The sequence below is a fragment of the Kribbella italica genome, assembly GCF_014205135.1.
Classification (GTDB): Bacteria; Actinomycetota; Actinomycetes; order Propionibacteriales; family Kribbellaceae; genus Kribbella; species Kribbella italica.
Genome location: NZ_JACHMY010000001.1, coordinates 184,744 through 199,958 on the forward strand (window position 1 = coordinate 184,744; position 15,215 = coordinate 199,958).

A 15,215-nucleotide genomic window follows, 5' to 3' on the forward strand; every position below is an offset into this window, starting at 1 on the left:
GCCCGCCACTCAAGCGGGCGCCAGCACGCGCACTCGGCGCGCGACAGCGCGCACACTGCGGGCGCTAGCCCGCGCACCTCAACTGGGTGGCCCGAGTGTCAGCGTTGGCCGATGTGTTCGGAGACGGCGTCGAAGACTCGGCCTACGGCGGCGAAGTCTTCGGGGGTGGCAAGGTCGACCAGGTTTTCGCGGACGCCTTCGACGTGGGAGGGGGCGGCCTGTTCGAGGAGGGTGAAGCCGGCTTCGGTGAGTTCGGCCCAGACGCCGCGCTTGTCGCTCTTGCACGACGTACGGCGGACCAGGTCGGCTGCCTCGAGGCGTCCTACAGTGTGGGTGAGGCGGGAACGGCTCTGGTGCAGGCGGTCGGCCAGGTCGGCCATCCGGAGGCGCCGGTCAGGGGCCTCGGAGAGGCGGACCAGGATCTCGTAGTCGTTGATGCCCAGGCCGAACTGCCGCAGGTCGTCGTCCAGCTTGGCCATCAGGCGCGCAGTGCCCAGCAGGTACGCGCGCCACGCCACCTGCTGCTCGGAGTCCAGCCACCGGGTGCCAGTCGTCATCGTCACCCGGACAGTGTACCGGGAATGTAGTTCAGATTTAAACCGTTACAGCTCATCAGAGACGGTTGAAACTTGAACTACATCCTGAGAGGACCTTCATGAGCAGCACCGGTACGACCACGGCGACGACCACGATCCCCGGCCTGGTGGCCGGCACCTACGCCCTCGACACGGCGCACACCGAGATCGGCTTCACCGTCCGGCACCTGATGACCAAGGTGCGCGGCACCTTCCGCGAGTTCGCGGGCGAGATCGTCGTCAAGGACTCACTGGAGGAGTCGACCGCGGCCGTCAGCGTCGAGCTGGCCTCCGTGCACACCCGCAGCGAGCAGCGCGACGGGCACCTGCGCTCCGGCGACTTCTTCGACGCGGAGAACAGCCCGAAGATGACGTTCACCAGCACCGCGCTGAAGCCGGAGGGCGACGACTTCGTCCTGGCCGGCGAGCTGACGATCAAGGGCGTCACCCGGCCGATCGAGTTCGCGGTCGAGTTCCTCGGCGTCGAGCAGAACGCGTTCGGTCAGAAGATCATCGGCTTCGAGGGCTCCACCTCGATCAGCCGCAAGGACTGGGGGATCGACTTCAACGTCCCGCTGGAGGGCGGCAAGCTCCTGATCGGCGACAAGGTGGAGATCCACCTCGACGTCCAGGCCGCGCTGCAGGACTAGTCCGTACGCCGAAAGGCCCCGAACCCTCGTCGAGGAGGGTCCGGGGCCTTCGGTGTGTTCAGGCCTGGACCATCCGCAGCGCGAGGTCGGCGTACAGGGTGCCGAGCGACGCGGGCTTGGTGCGGTGCGGCGTGTACCAGCGCGCGACGTCGATCGACAGCGACAGCACGGCGAGCGTCGTACCGGGAAGGTCGTCGACGGTGAAGGAGCCGTCCCGTACGCCGTCCGCGAGCACCTGCTCGATCTGGGCCGAGATCGCGCGCCGGATCGTGGCGACCTCGGCGAAGTGCTCGGCGGTGAGCGCGGCCAGCTCGTACTGGACGACGCGCGCGATGGTGTGGTGCTCGGCGTGCCAGGCGGTGAAGGCGGAGACCATCGAGCGCAGTCGCTCGGTTGGAGAAGACTGATCGCCTGCTTCTCGCAGTACGGCGAGGGCCGCCTGGTGGCCGTACAGGCTGATCTCGAAGAGCAGGCGTTCCTTCGACGGGTAGTGCACGTAGAGCGCGGCCGGTGACATGCCGGCGCGGGACGCGATGTCGCGGGTGGTGGTCGCCTGGAAGCCGCGTTCGGCGAACGCGTCGATGGCGCCGGTGAGCAGCCGGCGGGCGGCGGGCGGCTGGACGTGTTCCCACACGAGGGGACTGGTGACTGCGGACACGTTGACACTCTGCACCGGATTCGCGAAGCTAAGCAAGCGCTTAGCCACAGATCACACTCGACGACCTCGGGGAAGGACCCAGCGATGCAACGGATCATCTTCGGCGAGGACCACCACGCGTTCCGGGCCAGTGCCAAGGAGTTCTGCGACCGCTCGCTGGTCCCGCGGATGGAGCAGTTCCTCGAGGAGAAGACGATCGACCGCGCGGTCTGGCTGGAAGCCGGTAAGCAGGGCTTCCTCGGGCTCGACGTGCCGGAGGAGTACGGCGGTTCGAGCGTCGGCGACTACCGGTTCAACGCGGTGTTCGCCGAGGAGGTCTCGAAGGTCTCGGCGTCGCTGTCGAGCTGCTTCGGGATCCACTACGACTGCGCCGCGCCGTACCTGGTCGACCTCGGCACCGAGGAGCAGAAGCAGCGCTGGCTGCCCAAGTTCAGCTCCGGCGAGCTGGTCGCCGCGATCGGCATGACCGAGCCGTCCGGCGGGTCCGACCTGGCCGGGCTGAAGACCAGCGCGAAGAAGGTCGACGGCGGCTGGGTGCTGAACGGGTCGAAGACGTTCATCACCAACGGCGACATGGCCGACCTGACCGTCACCGCCGCGCGGACCGACCCGAGCAAGGGCGCCAAGGGCATCACGCTGTTCGCGGTCGAGGAGGGCATGGACGGATTCGCCCGCGGCCGCAAGCTCGACAAGGTCGGGCAGACCGAGTCCGGGACGTCGGAGCTGTTCTTCGAGGACGTGTTCGTCCCGGACGAGAACGTGCTCGGCGAGATCGACCGCGGCTTCATCCACATGATGGAGCGGCTGGCCCAGGAGCGCGTCGGGGCAGCGGTCTCGAACATCGCGCACGCCGTACAGATCCTCGACGAGACGATCGAGTACGTGAAGGAGCGCAAGGCGTTCGGTCAGCCGGTCGGCTCGTTCCAGTACAACAAGTTCCTGATCGCCGAGCTGGTCACCAAGGCCGAGGTGACGAGGGCGTACGTCGACAACGCGGTCGTGGCGCACGACGAGGACCGGCTGTCCGCCGTCGACGCCGCGAAGGCCAAGTGGTGGAGCGCGCAGGTGCAGAACGAGATCCTGGACGCGTGCGTCCAGCTGCACGGCGGCTACGGCTACATGAACGAGTATCGGGTGGCCCGCGCCTGGCGCGACGCCCGGGTGACCAAGATCTGGGCCGGCAGCAACGAGATCATGAAGGAACTCATCGGCCGCGACCTGGGCCTCTGAAAGGAACTGGGCATGCCTGAAGCAGTTATCGTCTCCACCGCGCGCTCGCCGATCGGCCGGGCCGGCAAGGGGTCCCTGAAGGACATCCGGCCGGACGACCTGGCCGTGCAGATGATCCAGGCCGCGGTCGGGAGGGCCGGGCTGACCGGCGACCAGATCGAGGACCTGATGCTCGGGTGCGCCGAGCCGCACGACGAGCACGGCGGCAACATGGCCCGCCGTGTCGCCGTCCAGCTCGGGTGGGACAACACGCCCGCGACGACGGTCAACCGGTTCTGCGCGTCGTCGACCCAGACCGCGCGGATGGCGTACCACGCGATCAAGTCCGGTGAGGGCGACATCTTCGTCAGCGCGGGTGTCGAGTGCGTTTCGCGGTACAAGAACTTCGGGTCGGCCGGGGTCGGTGACCCGAGCTCGTTCAACGAGGTGTTCACCGACGCCGTCCAACGGACCGAGAAGTACGCCGAGACCAACGACGTCTGGCACGACCCGCGTGAGGACGGGCTGCTCCCGGACATCTACATCTCGATGGGCCAGACCGCCGAGAACGTCGCGACGCTGCGCGGGATCAGCCGCGCCGACCAGGACGCGTTCGGCGTACGGTCGCAGAACCTGGCCGAGCAGGCGATCGGCAACGGGTTCTTCGAGCGTGAGATCACGCCGGTGACGCTGCCCGACGGCACGGTCGTGAGCAAGGACGACGGACCGCGGGCCGGTACGACGCTCGAGAAGGTCAGCCAGCTGCAGCCGGTGTTCCGGCCGGACGGGACCGTGACCGCGGGGAACTGCTGCCCGCTGAACGACGGCGCCGCGGCCGTGGTGATCATGAGCGACACCAAGGCGCGTGAGCTCGGGCTGACGCCGCTGGCGCGGATCGTGTCGACCGGGGTCAGCGGGCTGTCGCCGGAGATCATGGGCCTCGGTCCGGTCGAGGCGTCGAAGCAGGCGCTGGCGCGGGCCGGGATGAGCATCTCCGACATCGACCTGGTCGAGATCAACGAGGCGTTCGCTGTCCAGGTGATCGGCTCGGCGCGCGAGCTGGGGATCGAGGAGGACCGGCTGAACGTGCACGGCGGCGCGATCGCGCTCGGGCACCCGTTCGGGTCGACCGGGGCGCGCATCATGACGACGCTGGTGAACGGGCTGCAGTTCGAGGACAAGCAGTTCGGGCTGGAGACGATGTGCGTCGGCGGCGGGCAGGGCATGGCGATCGTGCTGGAGCGGTTGAGCTGAGGCCGGTACGCCGGGCCGCTGGAGCTGCGCCGGGTCGGCCGGGCCTGCGGCGGGTCGGGCGGCTCGGCCCGTTCCGGCGCGGCTCAGGCCTTGCGCCGGGCCGGCGTACTGGGTGAAGGCGGGCCCCGCGTACCGGGCGAAGGCGGGGCCGGCGTACCGGGTGAAGGCGGGCCGGCGACCGAACGGACCGGTAGCGTCCGAAGAAGCTGCTTGCGTCCGAAGAGTCGGAGGCTATGGGCCTCGGTTGTTCGGACGCAGCATGGTTCTTCGGACGCTACGAGGTGGCGTGGCGACACCCGAACGCCGGGTCGGCGGGATCTGTGGTCGAGTGATGGGACTGAGGACATGGGTTTGAAGGGCCGGACGGCGATCGTCACGGGTGCGTCGCGCGGGATCGGGTTAGCGGTCGCTCAGCGGCTGGTCGCCGACGGCGCCCGGGTGGTGATCACCGGGCGCACGCAGGACACGCTGGACGCCGCGGTCGAGACGCTCGGCGGTTCGGAGTACGCGCTCGCCGTCGCCGGCAAGGCGGCCGATCCCGACCACCGCACGCAGGTGATCGAGACCGCGCTGTCGACGTACGGGTCGGTGGATCTGCTCGTCAACAACACGGGGATCAACCCGATCTACGGTTCGCTGCTCGACGTCGACAGCGCGGTCGCCGCGAAGATGGTCGACACGAACGTGCTCGCCGCGATCGCGTGGGTGAAGGCCTGCCGCGACGCGTGGATGGGTGAGCACGGGGGATCGGTGGTCAACCTGTCGTCCGTCGCCGGCCTGGCGCCGTCGCCCGGCATCGGCTGGTACGGCGCGACGAAGGCGATGCTGTCGCGCGTGACGATGGAGCTCGCTGTCGAGCTGGCGCCGGCGATCCGCGTCAACGCGGTGGCGCCGGCGGTGGTGAAGACGAAGTTCGCGGGCGCGCTGTACGAGGGCCGCGAGGATGACGTTGCGGCGACGTACCCGCTGAAGCGGCTGGGGCGGCCGGAGGACGTCGGGTCGCTGGTGTGGTTCCTGCTGTCGGACGAGGCATCGTGGATCACCGGGCAGACGCTGACCATCGACGGCGGGCTGACGCTGAACGGCGGGATGGTTCAGTAGCGGACTAGAGCTTCGAGACAGCTCGGCTCGTGGATCCCCAGGCGTCGGCTGTGTCGGGGACGAGTAGTCGGAGCGGGCCGCCAGGTCGAAGGATTCGGTCGCTTCGCCGCGGCTGTTCGTCGTGACCTGCTTGAAGGTTGACCAGATGCGGCCGCCTGGTTCGCGCAGTTGCAGTTCGCCGGGAGCGTTGGGCCAGGGATCGGCGGTGTAGGTCGCGGGGTTGAAGCGGCGGATCGTGCCAGTGAGCGTGATGCGGCGGCCGTCGCGGTGGCCGGTCAGCCCGGAGGTGGAACCGAGGCGAAGGTCGGTGACCGGCGCGTTCTGGGGGACGAGCGGGCCGTCGGTCTCGAGGTCGGTCTTCGCTCCCGCCGGACGCCAGATCCAGGTGCCTCGCTCGGTGGGAGCGAAAACGTGCCACTGGTCGGGGGTAGTCCCAGTTGAAGAACAGGCGTGACCCGACGGCGCCCTTCGGTGTGTAGGCGGTCCAACTGGCCTCGATCACGCCTGCGGCGGCGCAGTCAGCGCCGCGGCGTACGGGCGGGGTCAGGTAGGGCCGATCAACGCTCACTCGGGCCGGTACGTCGAGGGAGCAGGTCGGCTTTGCCTGCTCGCGCGTCGACGACCAGGCAACGGTCGCCCCGCCGGCGAGCACGGCAACGGTAACCGAGACAGCGATGACGGTTCGCGGTCGGCGGATGGACACGTGAGCCCCAGGGATGTGTGGGGTCATTGGATCACGCTTGGTGGTCCGTTCTGGTGGCGGCGAAGGTTTGGCGGAGGGTGATGGTGCCGTCCGCTGCTTCGTCCTCGTTGCGCCAGTCGAAGGTCGACTCGGTGATGTTGGTGAAGGCCCAGCGGGTCTTGTACGCCGTGGGTTCGCGGGCTTCGAGGGTGATCCAGTTGTCGCCGGAGTGGCCGATGAAGGTCATCACGAAGGCGTGCTTGGGGCCCATCCAGGTGGAACGGAAGGCGTTCAGTTCGGGGTCGTAGAGGCGGATCGAGAGGCCCCACTCGCCGTCGCCGTCGATGGGTCGGCGGGCGCGGCTCGGGGTGATCCAGATGTCGGCCACGGCGCGGCCGTCCAGGGCGTAGCCGAAGTGCCACTCGCCTTGGGTTTGGCGGGTGACGGCGCCGGTTTCGTCGTACCAGCGGACGTCCAGGTCCCAGCTGCCGATGAGGGGGTGGAAGACCGCGAAGCGGTCGGCGTACTCGGGGCGGGGGGCGTCGGCGACGAAGAGGTCGGCGAGGAGGTCGCGCGGGTTGGTGATCATGAGCCTGAGGGCATTTGCGTGGGCTGATTACTCGGCGGTGGAGAGGATCAGGGAGCGGAGTTTGGTGATGGCCAAGGTCAGCCCGAGGATCACGACCGCCAGCAACAGGATGGTGGCGATGGGGAGTTTGACCGCGGACTCCACTCGGGGGGCGTCGGTCAGGTTGCTGATCAGGGCCAAGGACCACTGCTGGACCGACAGGACCTTGGCGCCGTCGACGTACTGGCCCATGACGCTTTCCCAGAGGAGGGAGTAGATCAGGCCGATGGTGACGGCGTTGCCGGAGAAGACGGACAGGGCGATGAAGATCGCGACGTACGCGATGCCGGCGACCAGGGAACCGATGCTGAAGGCAACGGCTGTGGTGAGGTCGCCGGGGTCGAGGACGATGCCGGCCAGCAGGACAGGGAGGGCGCCAAGGACGAGCACGACACCGACGGCTACAGCGGCCTTGGTGAGGATGATGGTGGAGCGCTTGATCGGCTTGCTGAGCAGGTAGACGATCGAGCCGTCGTCGATCTCCGAGGCGATCGCGCCGGTGCCGGCGACCAGAGCGACCAGCGGCAGGATGACGGCGAGGCCGAACTGCTGCAGCAGTGCGACCTGCAGGCCGGACTTGTCGTCGACGGTCAGGGCGAGCAGTACGCACAAACCGACGAAGACGGCGGGGAGGATGTAGAGCAGGAGCCCGCGGCGGCTGCCGAAGAGGGTGGCGAGGGTCAGCCGGACGATCGTGCGGACGACCATCAGCGCCTCCCGACCAAGTAGGAGAAGACGCTCTCGAGCGACTCGTCGGTCGGGGAGACCTCCAGCAGCCGGATGCCCAGGTCGCGAGCCAGCGAAGGCACCAAGCGGCTGAAGCGTTCGAAGTCGACGACCCGGATCTGCACAGCAGCGGTGTCCAGGTCGGCCCCAGCGGTCGACGGGTCGGCGATCAGCGCCGAGGCGAGGCGCCGGTTGTCGCTGGAGCGCAGCCGGTACAGCATCGGCCGGTCCGTCATCAGCGTCCGGATCGCGCGGTAGTCACCCGAGGCCGCGTGCCGCCCGGACACCACGACCTCGATGTGGGTGGCGACCTGCTGCACCTCCTCCAGGATGTGCGAGCTGAACAGCACCGTGCGCCCGTCGCTGCCCATCTTGCGCAGCAGTTCCATCAGATGCAGCCGCTGCCGCGGATCCATGCCGTTGAAGGGTTCGTCGAGCAGCAGCACCGACGGCTCGTGCACCAGCGCGGCGGCCATCTTGATCCGCTGCTTCATGCCCTTCGAGTACGTCGAGATGCGGCGCTCCGCCGCGTCCTCCATCGCGACGACGGCGATCGCGGCCGCCGCGGCGGCACCCGGCGCGTCCAGCCCGTGCAGCGAAGCGTTCGCCTGCACGAAAGCAGAGCCGGTCAGTACGTCGTACACAGCCTCGGTCTCCGGCACCAGCCCGATCGCCGAGTACGCCTTCTCGTTCCGCCAGACCGGTACGCCGTCCAGCGTGACCGCGCCGACCGACGGCGGCAGGAAGCCGGCCATCATCGTGATCAGCGTGGACTTGCCGGCGCCGTTCGGGCCGAGCAGGCCGGTCACGCCCGGGCCGATCGTCATCGTCACGTCGTTGACCGCGACGACGTTGCCGTACCAGCGGGAGACCTTCTCGATCTGGATCACGCTCACCCGCGGGCCACCTTCGCGTACCGGCGGTTGAGGCCCCAGACGCACAGCCCGACCACGATCAGGTAGACCGCCAGGAACACCAGGCCCTGCGCGGTGGTCGGCATCCAGCCGTCGGAGTCGTCCCGGAACACGAACGTGCTCAGCGTCCGCGACAGCGTGAACGGCGAACCCAGGTTGGCGAAACGGGCCGCCGTACTGGTCATCTCCTGGTCGGTGTCGAGGATCGCGGTGGTGGTGACCGTCGCGGTGAACGACACGATGAGCGCGGTGATGATCGCGGCGACGGCGAACCCTCGGCGCGGTGTCGCGGCCGCGATCAGCCCGCCGATCGACGCGAGCATGATCGAGAGCAGCACCCCACCACCGAGCCCGGTGGCGAACTCACGCGTCATGTCGGTGAAGTCGAACTTCGCGAGCAGCGCGCCGACGTACAGGACGAACAGCGGGATGCCGATCAGGATCAGCAGGGCGATCACCAGCGCGCCGAGTTTGGCCAGCGCATAGTCCGTACGACGGGGAGGCCGCGCCAGGTACAGCACGATCGAGCCGTACCGCAGGTCGCGCGAGAACAGCTGCGGCGCCTGCGCCGCGAGGTACAGCGCGATCACTGGCTGCAGGTAGAACACGTAGTGCGCCGGAATCACCGGCGGGCTGTCGAGCTGCAGCGAGACCTCGATCCCGACGATGATCGCGACCGGGACCACCATCACCGCGAGCAGCAGGATCGGCATCACCTTGGACTTGCCCGACCGGCCCATCCCGTACGCGTGCCGAACGCTTGCCACCAGCAACGCCTGGCTGATCGCGAACCGGCCGAGCCGCGGGCCGTCGTAGTGCCGGTACCCGATGTCGTGGATGACGCCGGTCCGCGGGACCTGCTCAGACACTGAAGACCTCTTCCAGCCGGTGCCGGTGCGGTTCGACCCGGACGAGTCCCAGCCCGAGGTCGGCCACGGCGTCGCGGACCAGGTCGTACGTCTCCTCGCCGCTGATCTCCACCAGCACCAGCGGCCCTTCGGCGCGAACCCGCGCGCCCGCGCGAGCCAGTGCGGCGCCGAGACGGTCGCGACCGCTGAGGTCACGCACCTCGACCGCCAGTACGCCGGTCTCGCCGGTCAGCGCGGCCTTCGACTCCGAGCGCAGCAACCGGCCGCCGTCCAGTACGACGATGTGGTCACAGACCGACTCGAGCTCGCCGAGCAGGTGCGAGGTGATCAGCACCGGGATGCCGAACTCGGTGCCGATCCGCCGGACCAGCGCGAGCATCTCGTCGCGGCCGGCCGGGTCGAGACCGTTGGTCGGTTCGTCCAGGAGCACGAGTTTCGGGTCGTGGGTCAACGCCTGCGCGAGCTTCACGCGCTGCTTCATGCCGGTCGAGTAGCCGCCCATCGGCCGGTAGCGGGCCTCGTCCAGACCGACATGCCGCAGCACGTCGGCGGCGCGCTCGCGGGCCGCGGTGGCCGGCAGGCCGGACATCTGGCCGAGGTGCACGACGAACTCGGTCGCGGAGACGTCGGGCGGCAGGCAGTCGTGCTCGGGCATGTAGCCGACGAGGGCCCGGACCGCCTCGCCGCCGGTGACCACGTCGTGTCCCAGCACGATGGCACTTCCGGCGGTCGGGGCGATCAGTCCGAGCAGGATCTTCAGCAGGGTCGACTTGCCGGCACCATTGGCTCCGACCAGCCCGGTCACGCCGGACCCCACCTCGACGCTCAACTCGTCCAGTGCCGTCACGCGCGGGTAGCGCTTGGTCAGCGCTGTGGTCGCGATCACGGGCACCTGCCAACCCTAGTGGTTGACCGGCTCCTGGCAGAATCGCCGGCCGTTGCAGTCCCGTCCCAAAACCAGTGGCCGGTACGACGGCCGCCTGGTTATCGTCGCGCGCATGGAGATCAGGCCCGCTCGACCCGACGACGCCGAGGCGCTGGCCGCCGTACGACGTGACGTGTTCCCGTTCGCGGTGATGGCGCCGGCGACGATCGCGCACCTGATCACCTCCGAGGGCGCGGGCGAGAAACCGTTGCACCTGGTCGGTCTCGCCGACGGGCAGGTCGTCGCGTGGGGATCCGCCTCGATGAACACGTGGACCAGCGAGCAAGGCCAGGCCGGGCTCAACGTTCACGTGCATCCCGACCACCGGCTGCAGGGCATCGGTGGTGCCTTGGCCGAGCGGCTGCACGAACATCTCGGCGAAGTCGGCGCGATCCGCGTCCGCGTCTTCGCGTCGCCGTCCGGCGTCGAGTTCGCCAAGCGCCGCGGGTACGACGGGTCGCGGCAGATGCACTACTCCGGCGTCGACCTGCGGCAGCCGTTGCCCGAGCAGCCGCCGACACCGGACGGGATCGAATTGGTCGGCCTGGACCAGGTGACGGCCCGGCAGGCGTACACGGCCGACACCGTCGCGAGCCGGGACGAACCGGGCGACTCGCCGATCGACGCGGTCGACTTCGACGAGTGGGTGCGGGAGATTTGGGAGAGCCCCGCGCTGGACAAGGCGTTGTCCGTGGCGGCCGTCGCCGGTGCCGAGATCGCGTCGTTCACAGCGGTCGAGACGGCCGGTGACCGGGCGTGGGCGGGGATGACCGGCACGCTTCCGGCGTACCGGGGCCGAGGGCTGGCGAAGCTGGTGAAGTCGGTGGCGCTGCGGCGCGCGGCGGCCGCCGGGATCACCGGGGCGTTCACCTCGAACGACGACGAGAACGGTCCGATGCTTGCCGTGAACAACTGGCTCGGCTACCGCCGGGTGGAGACCCAGACCGGGCTGTTACGCACGCTGTGACGGGGTACCGGGGGCTTCGCTCACGCTGCGAAGTTTGCCCGCGTGTTTACACCGGTCCAGCCCAGATCGGCCCGGCGCAGGCGATATCTTCCCCAGTATTCGGTGGAAGGAGTTCCGATGGAGATCAGGCCTGCCCGGTTGGGCGACGCCGAGTCGGCGCTGGCGCTGCACGACCTGGTCGCGCCGTTCCTGGCGACCACCGGATCGAGTCTGCGGCGGCGGCTGAGCGTCCCGACGGACGGGCCCGGGGCCGGTGTGTTCGCCGCGGTCGAGGGTGACCATGTGGTCGGCTGGACGAGTACCGGGTTGATCGCTGGCTCGGACCCGCTGGACGGGCAGCTGCGGTTGATCGTCCATCCGGAGTACCGCGGGCGTAGCATCGGTACGGCGTTGCTGGAGGCGGCGCACGAGCGGCTGAAGGAAGGCGGCGCCGTCACGGCCCGGGTGTTCGCGGATCCCGCGTCGTCCGGCTGGGCCTCGCAGTGGGGTTACCGGGAGACCCGCCGGGTGCACTACGCGAGCATGGCGCCGGGGGACGCGCCCGAGCTGCCGCCGATGCCGGACGGGCTGCGGCTGTCGCCGGTGAACGAGCTGGATCCGCGGCTGGTGTACGAGGCCGACGAGATCGCGCAGCAGACCAAGCCGGGCGACGCGAAGATCACCTCCCGGCCGTACGAGCACTGGCTGGCCTCGATCTGGAACTCGCCCGCGATGGTGCTCGACCTGAGCATGGCGCTGGTCGACGACCACCGCGTCGTCGGCTTCACCCTGGGCAACGGCGACCACGAGAAGATCTGGTCCCAGATGACCGCCACCCTGCCGGAGTCCCGCGGCCAGGGCCTCGCCAAGCTGGTCAAGTGCGCGACGCTGCACCGCGCCGCCGCGGCCGGCGTCACCGGCATGTACACCGCGAACTACGACGGAAACGGCCCGATGATCGCCGTCAACGAGTGGCTCGGCTACACCCGCACCGCCACCCACGCCGTACTGATCTGCCCGCTCTGACTAGGGAACCAGCAGGACGACGGTCTCCGCGACGCAGGCGGGCTTGGTTGAGTTCTCCAGTTCGATGACCCACTGGAGGGAGACCTGTACGCCGGCTGGGGTCTCCTGGGCGCCGGAGATCGAGGCGCCGGCGCGGACGCGGGAGCCGACTGGGACCGGGGTGGGGAAGCGGACCTTGTTGACGCCGTAGTTGAGCTTCGCCGAGACGCCGTCGACGTCGAAGAGCTCCGCGCCGAAGCGGGCGATCAGGCTGAGGGTCAGGTAGCCGTGGGCGATCGTCCCGCCGTACGGGCCGGAGGCGGCGCGCTCGACGTCGACGTGGATCCACTGGTGGTCGCCGGTCGCCGCGGCGAACTGGTTCACCTGCTCCTGGGTGATCTCCAGCCACTCGGTCTCGCCGAGCTGGGTGCCGACGGCGCCGACCACTGCGTCGACGCCGGTGAAGGTGCGGGGCATGGTGATCTCCTAGTTGCGGGGGCCGCCGGCGACGTACAGGACCTGGCCGGAGACGAAGCCGTTCTCCTCGGCGCAGAAGAACGACGCGGCGGCGGCGATGTCCTCGGGCTTGCCGGTGCGCTGGACCGGGATGGCCGCGGCGGTGGCCTTCTTGAACTCCTCGAAGTCGATCCCGACCCGGGCCGCGGTGGCCGCGGTCATGTCGGTCTCGATGAAGCCCGGGGCGATCGCGTTCGCGGTGACGCCGAACTTGCCCAGCTCGAAGGCCAGCGTCTTGGCCAGGCCCTGCAGGCCGGCCTTGGCCGAGGCGTAGTTGGCCTGGCCGCGGTTGCCCAGCGCGGACGTCGACGACAGGAACACCATCCGGCCGTAGCCCGCCTCGACCATGTGCGCCTGGACGGCCTTCGACATCAGGAAGCTGCCCTTGAGGTGCACCGACATCACGGTGTCCCAGTCGTCCTCGGACATCTTGAACAGCAGGTTGTCGCGCAGTACGCCGGCGTTGCTGACCAGGATCGTCGGTGCGCCGAGCTCGGCCACCACCCGCTCGACGGCGGCGGTCACCTGGTCGGACTTGCTGACGTCGCAACCGACGGCGAGCGCCTGACCGCCGGCGGCGGTGATCGCGTCGACCGTGCCCGCGCAGGCCGCCTCGTCCAGGTCCAGCACGGCGACGGCGTTGCCGTCGGCGGCGAGCCGCTGCGCCACCGCGGCGCCGATTCCCCGGGCCGCCCCGGTCACGATCGCCACCCGCTGCTGCTCGCTCATCGCACCTACTCCTGAGTTCGGTTGATATCCGGGATGACATTACCCACGTTGCGTCAGACCGCGCGTGGTCCGGGTGCGATGATCCTGGTGTGGATCATCACAACCGGCACGTCTACCACTGCCCGCTGCGCTGGGGCGACATGGACGCGCTCGGCCACGTGAACAACGGCCGGTACGTCGACTACCTGCAGGACGCGCGCGTCGACTTCCTGTTCCGGACCGCGAAGGAGCTCGGCGCCGACGACCTGGAGACCGGGTTGCTGGTCGCCCGGCACGAGGTGCAGTACCGGGCGCCGCTGCGCTTCCGCCCCGAGCCGGTGCGGATCGAGCTGTGGATCTCCGAGATCAAGGCGGCGTCGTTCACGGTCGACTACGAGATCCTGGACGTCGCACCGGAGCGCACGACGTACGTCGAGGCGAAGACCCGGCTGGTCCCGTTCGACTTCACCGCCAACCGGCTGCGCCGGATCACGCCGGTCGAGCGCGAGGCCCTGTCCAAGCTGGTGGGCGCATGACCTTCAGCCATCCGGTGCTGGTGCGCTGGTCCGACATCGACTCGTACGACCACGTGAACAACGTGCGCTACTTCGACTACCTGCAGGAGGCGCGGATCGCGTTCCTGGCGGACGTGTTCGGGGTCGGCGCCGACGAGTTCTTCGGGCGGTCGCCGGTGGTGCTGGTCAGCCAGACCGTGGACTACCTGCGGCCGATCCTGCTGCGGCACCCGCCGTACGCCGTGGACGTGTGGGTCGACGCGGTCGGTACGTCGTCGTACACGCTGAAGTCGCGGATCGTGGACCACGCCGAGGGGCTCGTCTACTGCAAGGCGACCTCGGTGCTGGTCACGGTGACCGCCGACACGCACGCCAAGCGGCCGCTCGACGAGGCCGAGCGGGCAGCCCTCGGTCAGCACGTTGCGGCGGCTTGAGACACTGACACCGATGAGTGAGCCACAGAGCTTCTACGACGCCGTCGGCGGGGCCGAGACGTTCCACCGGCTGATCGCCGCGTTCTACCGCGGCGTCGCGGCCGATCCGGAACTGCGCCCGATGTACCCGGAGGAGGACCTCGGCCCGGCCGAGGTGCGGTTCCGGATGTTCCTGGAGCAGTACTGGGGCGGCCCGCGGACCTACTCCGAGCAGCGCGGGCACCCCCGGCTGCGGATGCGGCACCACCCGTTCGCCGTCACCCCGAGCGCGCGGGACCGCTGGCTGGGCCACATGCGCGCGGCCCTGGACGAGATCGCCCTGTCCCCGGAACGGGACGAGGAGATCTGGAAGTACATGGTGATGGCCGCGCACAGCATGGTGAACACCGACGAACCGACGTACCCCGGCGCGATCGACGTGTCCGGGCACTGAGCACCTCTTCGAAGGAGACACACGAGCATGGCAACAGTTCGCACTGCCAAGGCCCACTGGGAAGGCTCGCTGATGGAGGGGGCCGGTCAGGTCGCCCTCGAGTCGTCCGGGATCGGCACGTACGACGTGTCCTGGGCGTCGCGGGCCAACGAGGCGAACGGCAAGACCAGCCCGGAGGAGCTGATCGCGGCCGCGCACTCGACCTGCTTCTCGATGGCGCTGTCGCACGCGCTGGCCGGCGCCGGCAACGCGCCGGAGTCGATCGACACCACCGCCGACGTCACCTTCCAGCCGGGTGAGGGCATCACCGGCATCAAGCTCTCGGTCAACGGCAAGGTCCCCGGCCTGACCGCCGAGCAGTTCGCCGAGTTCGCCGAAGAGGCCAAGAAGAACTGCCCGGTCTCCCAGGCCCTGACCGGCACCACGATCACCCTGGATGTCACCTTCACGGCCTGAGTACGAACGAA

At 69.2% G+C, this 15,215-nt stretch carries 19 protein-coding genes; 10 read left to right on the forward strand and 9 right to left on the reverse strand.

The window, feature by feature from the left end:
• Window positions 1–98: 98 nt before the first annotated feature.
• Window positions 99–557 (reverse strand): MarR family winged helix-turn-helix transcriptional regulator, encoded by a 459-nt coding sequence (locus HDA39_RS01065; RefSeq protein WP_184805377.1) that lies wholly within the window; start codon window positions 555–557, stop codon window positions 99–101.
• 98 nt (window positions 558–655) lie between these two features.
• Here HDA39_RS01065 and HDA39_RS01070 point away from each other — a divergent pair, with 98 nt between their 5' ends.
• Entirely contained in the window at window positions 656–1,225 is a 570-nt protein-coding gene (locus HDA39_RS01070; RefSeq protein WP_184793365.1) for a YceI family protein, read from the forward strand.
• Between the two features lie 58 nt (window positions 1,226–1,283).
• On the opposite strand, the gene HDA39_RS01075 is transcribed toward HDA39_RS01070, so the two are convergent.
• Window positions 1,284–1,883 (reverse strand): TetR-type transcription factor C-terminal domain-containing protein, encoded by a 600-nt coding sequence (locus HDA39_RS01075; protein ID WP_184793366.1) that lies wholly within the window; start codon window positions 1,881–1,883, stop codon window positions 1,284–1,286.
• An 84-nt stretch (window positions 1,884–1,967) separates the two neighbouring features.
• On the opposite strand from HDA39_RS01075, the gene HDA39_RS01080 reads away from it, so the two are divergent.
• From HDA39_RS01080 to HDA39_RS01090, 3 genes are all read left to right on the forward strand, one after another.
• Window positions 1,968–3,113: an acyl-CoA dehydrogenase family protein gene (locus tag HDA39_RS01080; protein WP_184793367.1), complete on the forward strand. Its 1,146-nt coding sequence runs from the start codon at window positions 1,968–1,970 to the stop codon at window positions 3,111–3,113.
• A 12-nt stretch (window positions 3,114–3,125) separates the two neighbouring features.
• Window positions 3,126–4,346, forward strand: coding sequence for an acetyl-CoA C-acetyltransferase (locus tag HDA39_RS01085; RefSeq protein ID WP_184793368.1), 1,221 nt, complete (start codon window positions 3,126–3,128; stop codon window positions 4,344–4,346).
• Between the two features lie 345 nt (window positions 4,347–4,691).
• On the forward strand, window positions 4,692–5,447 hold the full coding sequence (locus HDA39_RS01090) for an SDR family oxidoreductase (protein WP_184793369.1): 756 nt from the start codon (window positions 4,692–4,694) through the stop codon (window positions 5,445–5,447).
• A 734-nt stretch (window positions 5,448–6,181) separates the two neighbouring features.
• Here the strand turns inward: HDA39_RS01090 and HDA39_RS01095 are convergent.
• Genes HDA39_RS01095 through HDA39_RS01115 form a run of 5 tightly spaced genes read right to left on the reverse strand, consistent with a single transcriptional unit; the run spans window position 6,182 to window position 10,158 of the window.
• Complete coding sequence (locus tag HDA39_RS01095; RefSeq protein ID WP_184793370.1) at window positions 6,182–6,718, reverse strand: hypothetical protein; 537 nt, start codon at window positions 6,716–6,718, stop codon at window positions 6,182–6,184.
• 27 nt (window positions 6,719–6,745) lie between these two features.
• Entirely contained in the window at window positions 6,746–7,465 is a 720-nt protein-coding gene (locus tag HDA39_RS01100; protein WP_184793371.1) for an ABC transporter permease, read from the reverse strand.
• A complete protein-coding gene (locus HDA39_RS01105; protein ID WP_184793372.1) occupies window positions 7,465–8,379 on the reverse strand; it encodes an ATP-binding cassette domain-containing protein in 915 nt (304 codons plus the stop codon). Before HDA39_RS01105 ends, HDA39_RS01100 begins: the two co-directional genes overlap by 1 nt.
• Entirely contained in the window at window positions 8,376–9,266 is an 891-nt protein-coding gene (locus HDA39_RS01110; protein ID WP_184793373.1) for an ABC transporter permease, read from the reverse strand. Before HDA39_RS01110 ends, HDA39_RS01105 begins: the two co-directional genes overlap by 4 nt.
• Window positions 9,259–10,158 carry an ATP-binding cassette domain-containing protein gene (locus HDA39_RS01115; RefSeq protein WP_184793374.1) on the reverse strand — a complete coding sequence of 300 codons (900 nt, stop codon included), beginning with the start codon at window positions 10,156–10,158 and terminating at the stop codon, window positions 9,259–9,261. The genes HDA39_RS01110 and HDA39_RS01115 overlap by 8 nt, the downstream gene beginning before the upstream one ends.
• A 106-nt stretch (window positions 10,159–10,264) precedes the next feature.
• Here HDA39_RS01115 and HDA39_RS01120 point away from each other — a divergent pair, with 106 nt between their 5' ends.
• The gene (locus HDA39_RS01120; RefSeq protein ID WP_184793375.1) at window positions 10,265–11,158 is read left to right on the forward strand and encodes a GNAT family N-acetyltransferase; all 894 of its coding nucleotides are present in this window, start codon (window positions 10,265–10,267) and stop codon (window positions 11,156–11,158) included.
• Window positions 11,159–11,275: 117 nt separating this feature from the next.
• Window positions 11,276–12,163 (forward strand): GNAT family N-acetyltransferase, encoded by an 888-nt coding sequence (locus HDA39_RS01125; RefSeq protein ID WP_184793376.1) that lies wholly within the window; start codon window positions 11,276–11,278, stop codon window positions 12,161–12,163.
• Here the strand turns inward: HDA39_RS01125 and HDA39_RS01130 are convergent, their stop codons facing one another.
• Together HDA39_RS01130 and HDA39_RS01135 are read right to left on the reverse strand one after the other, a co-directional pair.
• On the reverse strand, window positions 12,164–12,619 hold the full coding sequence (locus HDA39_RS01130) for a MaoC family dehydratase (protein WP_184793377.1): 456 nt from the start codon (window positions 12,617–12,619) through the stop codon (window positions 12,164–12,166).
• A gap of 9 nt (window positions 12,620–12,628) precedes the next feature.
• The gene (locus HDA39_RS01135) at window positions 12,629–13,387 is read right to left on the reverse strand and encodes an SDR family oxidoreductase (RefSeq protein ID WP_184793378.1); all 759 of its coding nucleotides are present in this window, start codon (window positions 13,385–13,387) and stop codon (window positions 12,629–12,631) included.
• 89 nt (window positions 13,388–13,476) lie between these two features.
• On the opposite strand from HDA39_RS01135, the gene HDA39_RS01140 reads away from it, so the two are divergent.
• From HDA39_RS01140 to HDA39_RS01155, 4 genes are read left to right on the forward strand one after another with little or no spacing between them, the layout of a single operon-like run.
• Entirely contained in the window at window positions 13,477–13,902 is a 426-nt protein-coding gene (locus HDA39_RS01140) for an acyl-CoA thioesterase (protein ID WP_337925582.1), read from the forward strand.
• The gene (locus HDA39_RS01145; RefSeq protein ID WP_184793379.1) at window positions 13,899–14,315 is read left to right on the forward strand and encodes an acyl-CoA thioesterase; all 417 of its coding nucleotides are present in this window, start codon (window positions 13,899–13,901) and stop codon (window positions 14,313–14,315) included. Before HDA39_RS01140 ends, HDA39_RS01145 begins: the two co-directional genes overlap by 4 nt.
• Window positions 14,316–14,328: 13 nt before the next feature.
• Window positions 14,329–14,748, forward strand: a complete 420-nt coding sequence (locus HDA39_RS01150; RefSeq protein WP_184793380.1) for a globin — start codon at window positions 14,329–14,331, stop codon at window positions 14,746–14,748.
• Between the two features lie 27 nt (window positions 14,749–14,775).
• Complete coding sequence (locus HDA39_RS01155) at window positions 14,776–15,204, forward strand: OsmC family protein (RefSeq protein ID WP_184793381.1); 429 nt, start codon at window positions 14,776–14,778, stop codon at window positions 15,202–15,204.
• Window positions 15,205–15,215 lie beyond the last annotated feature (11 nt).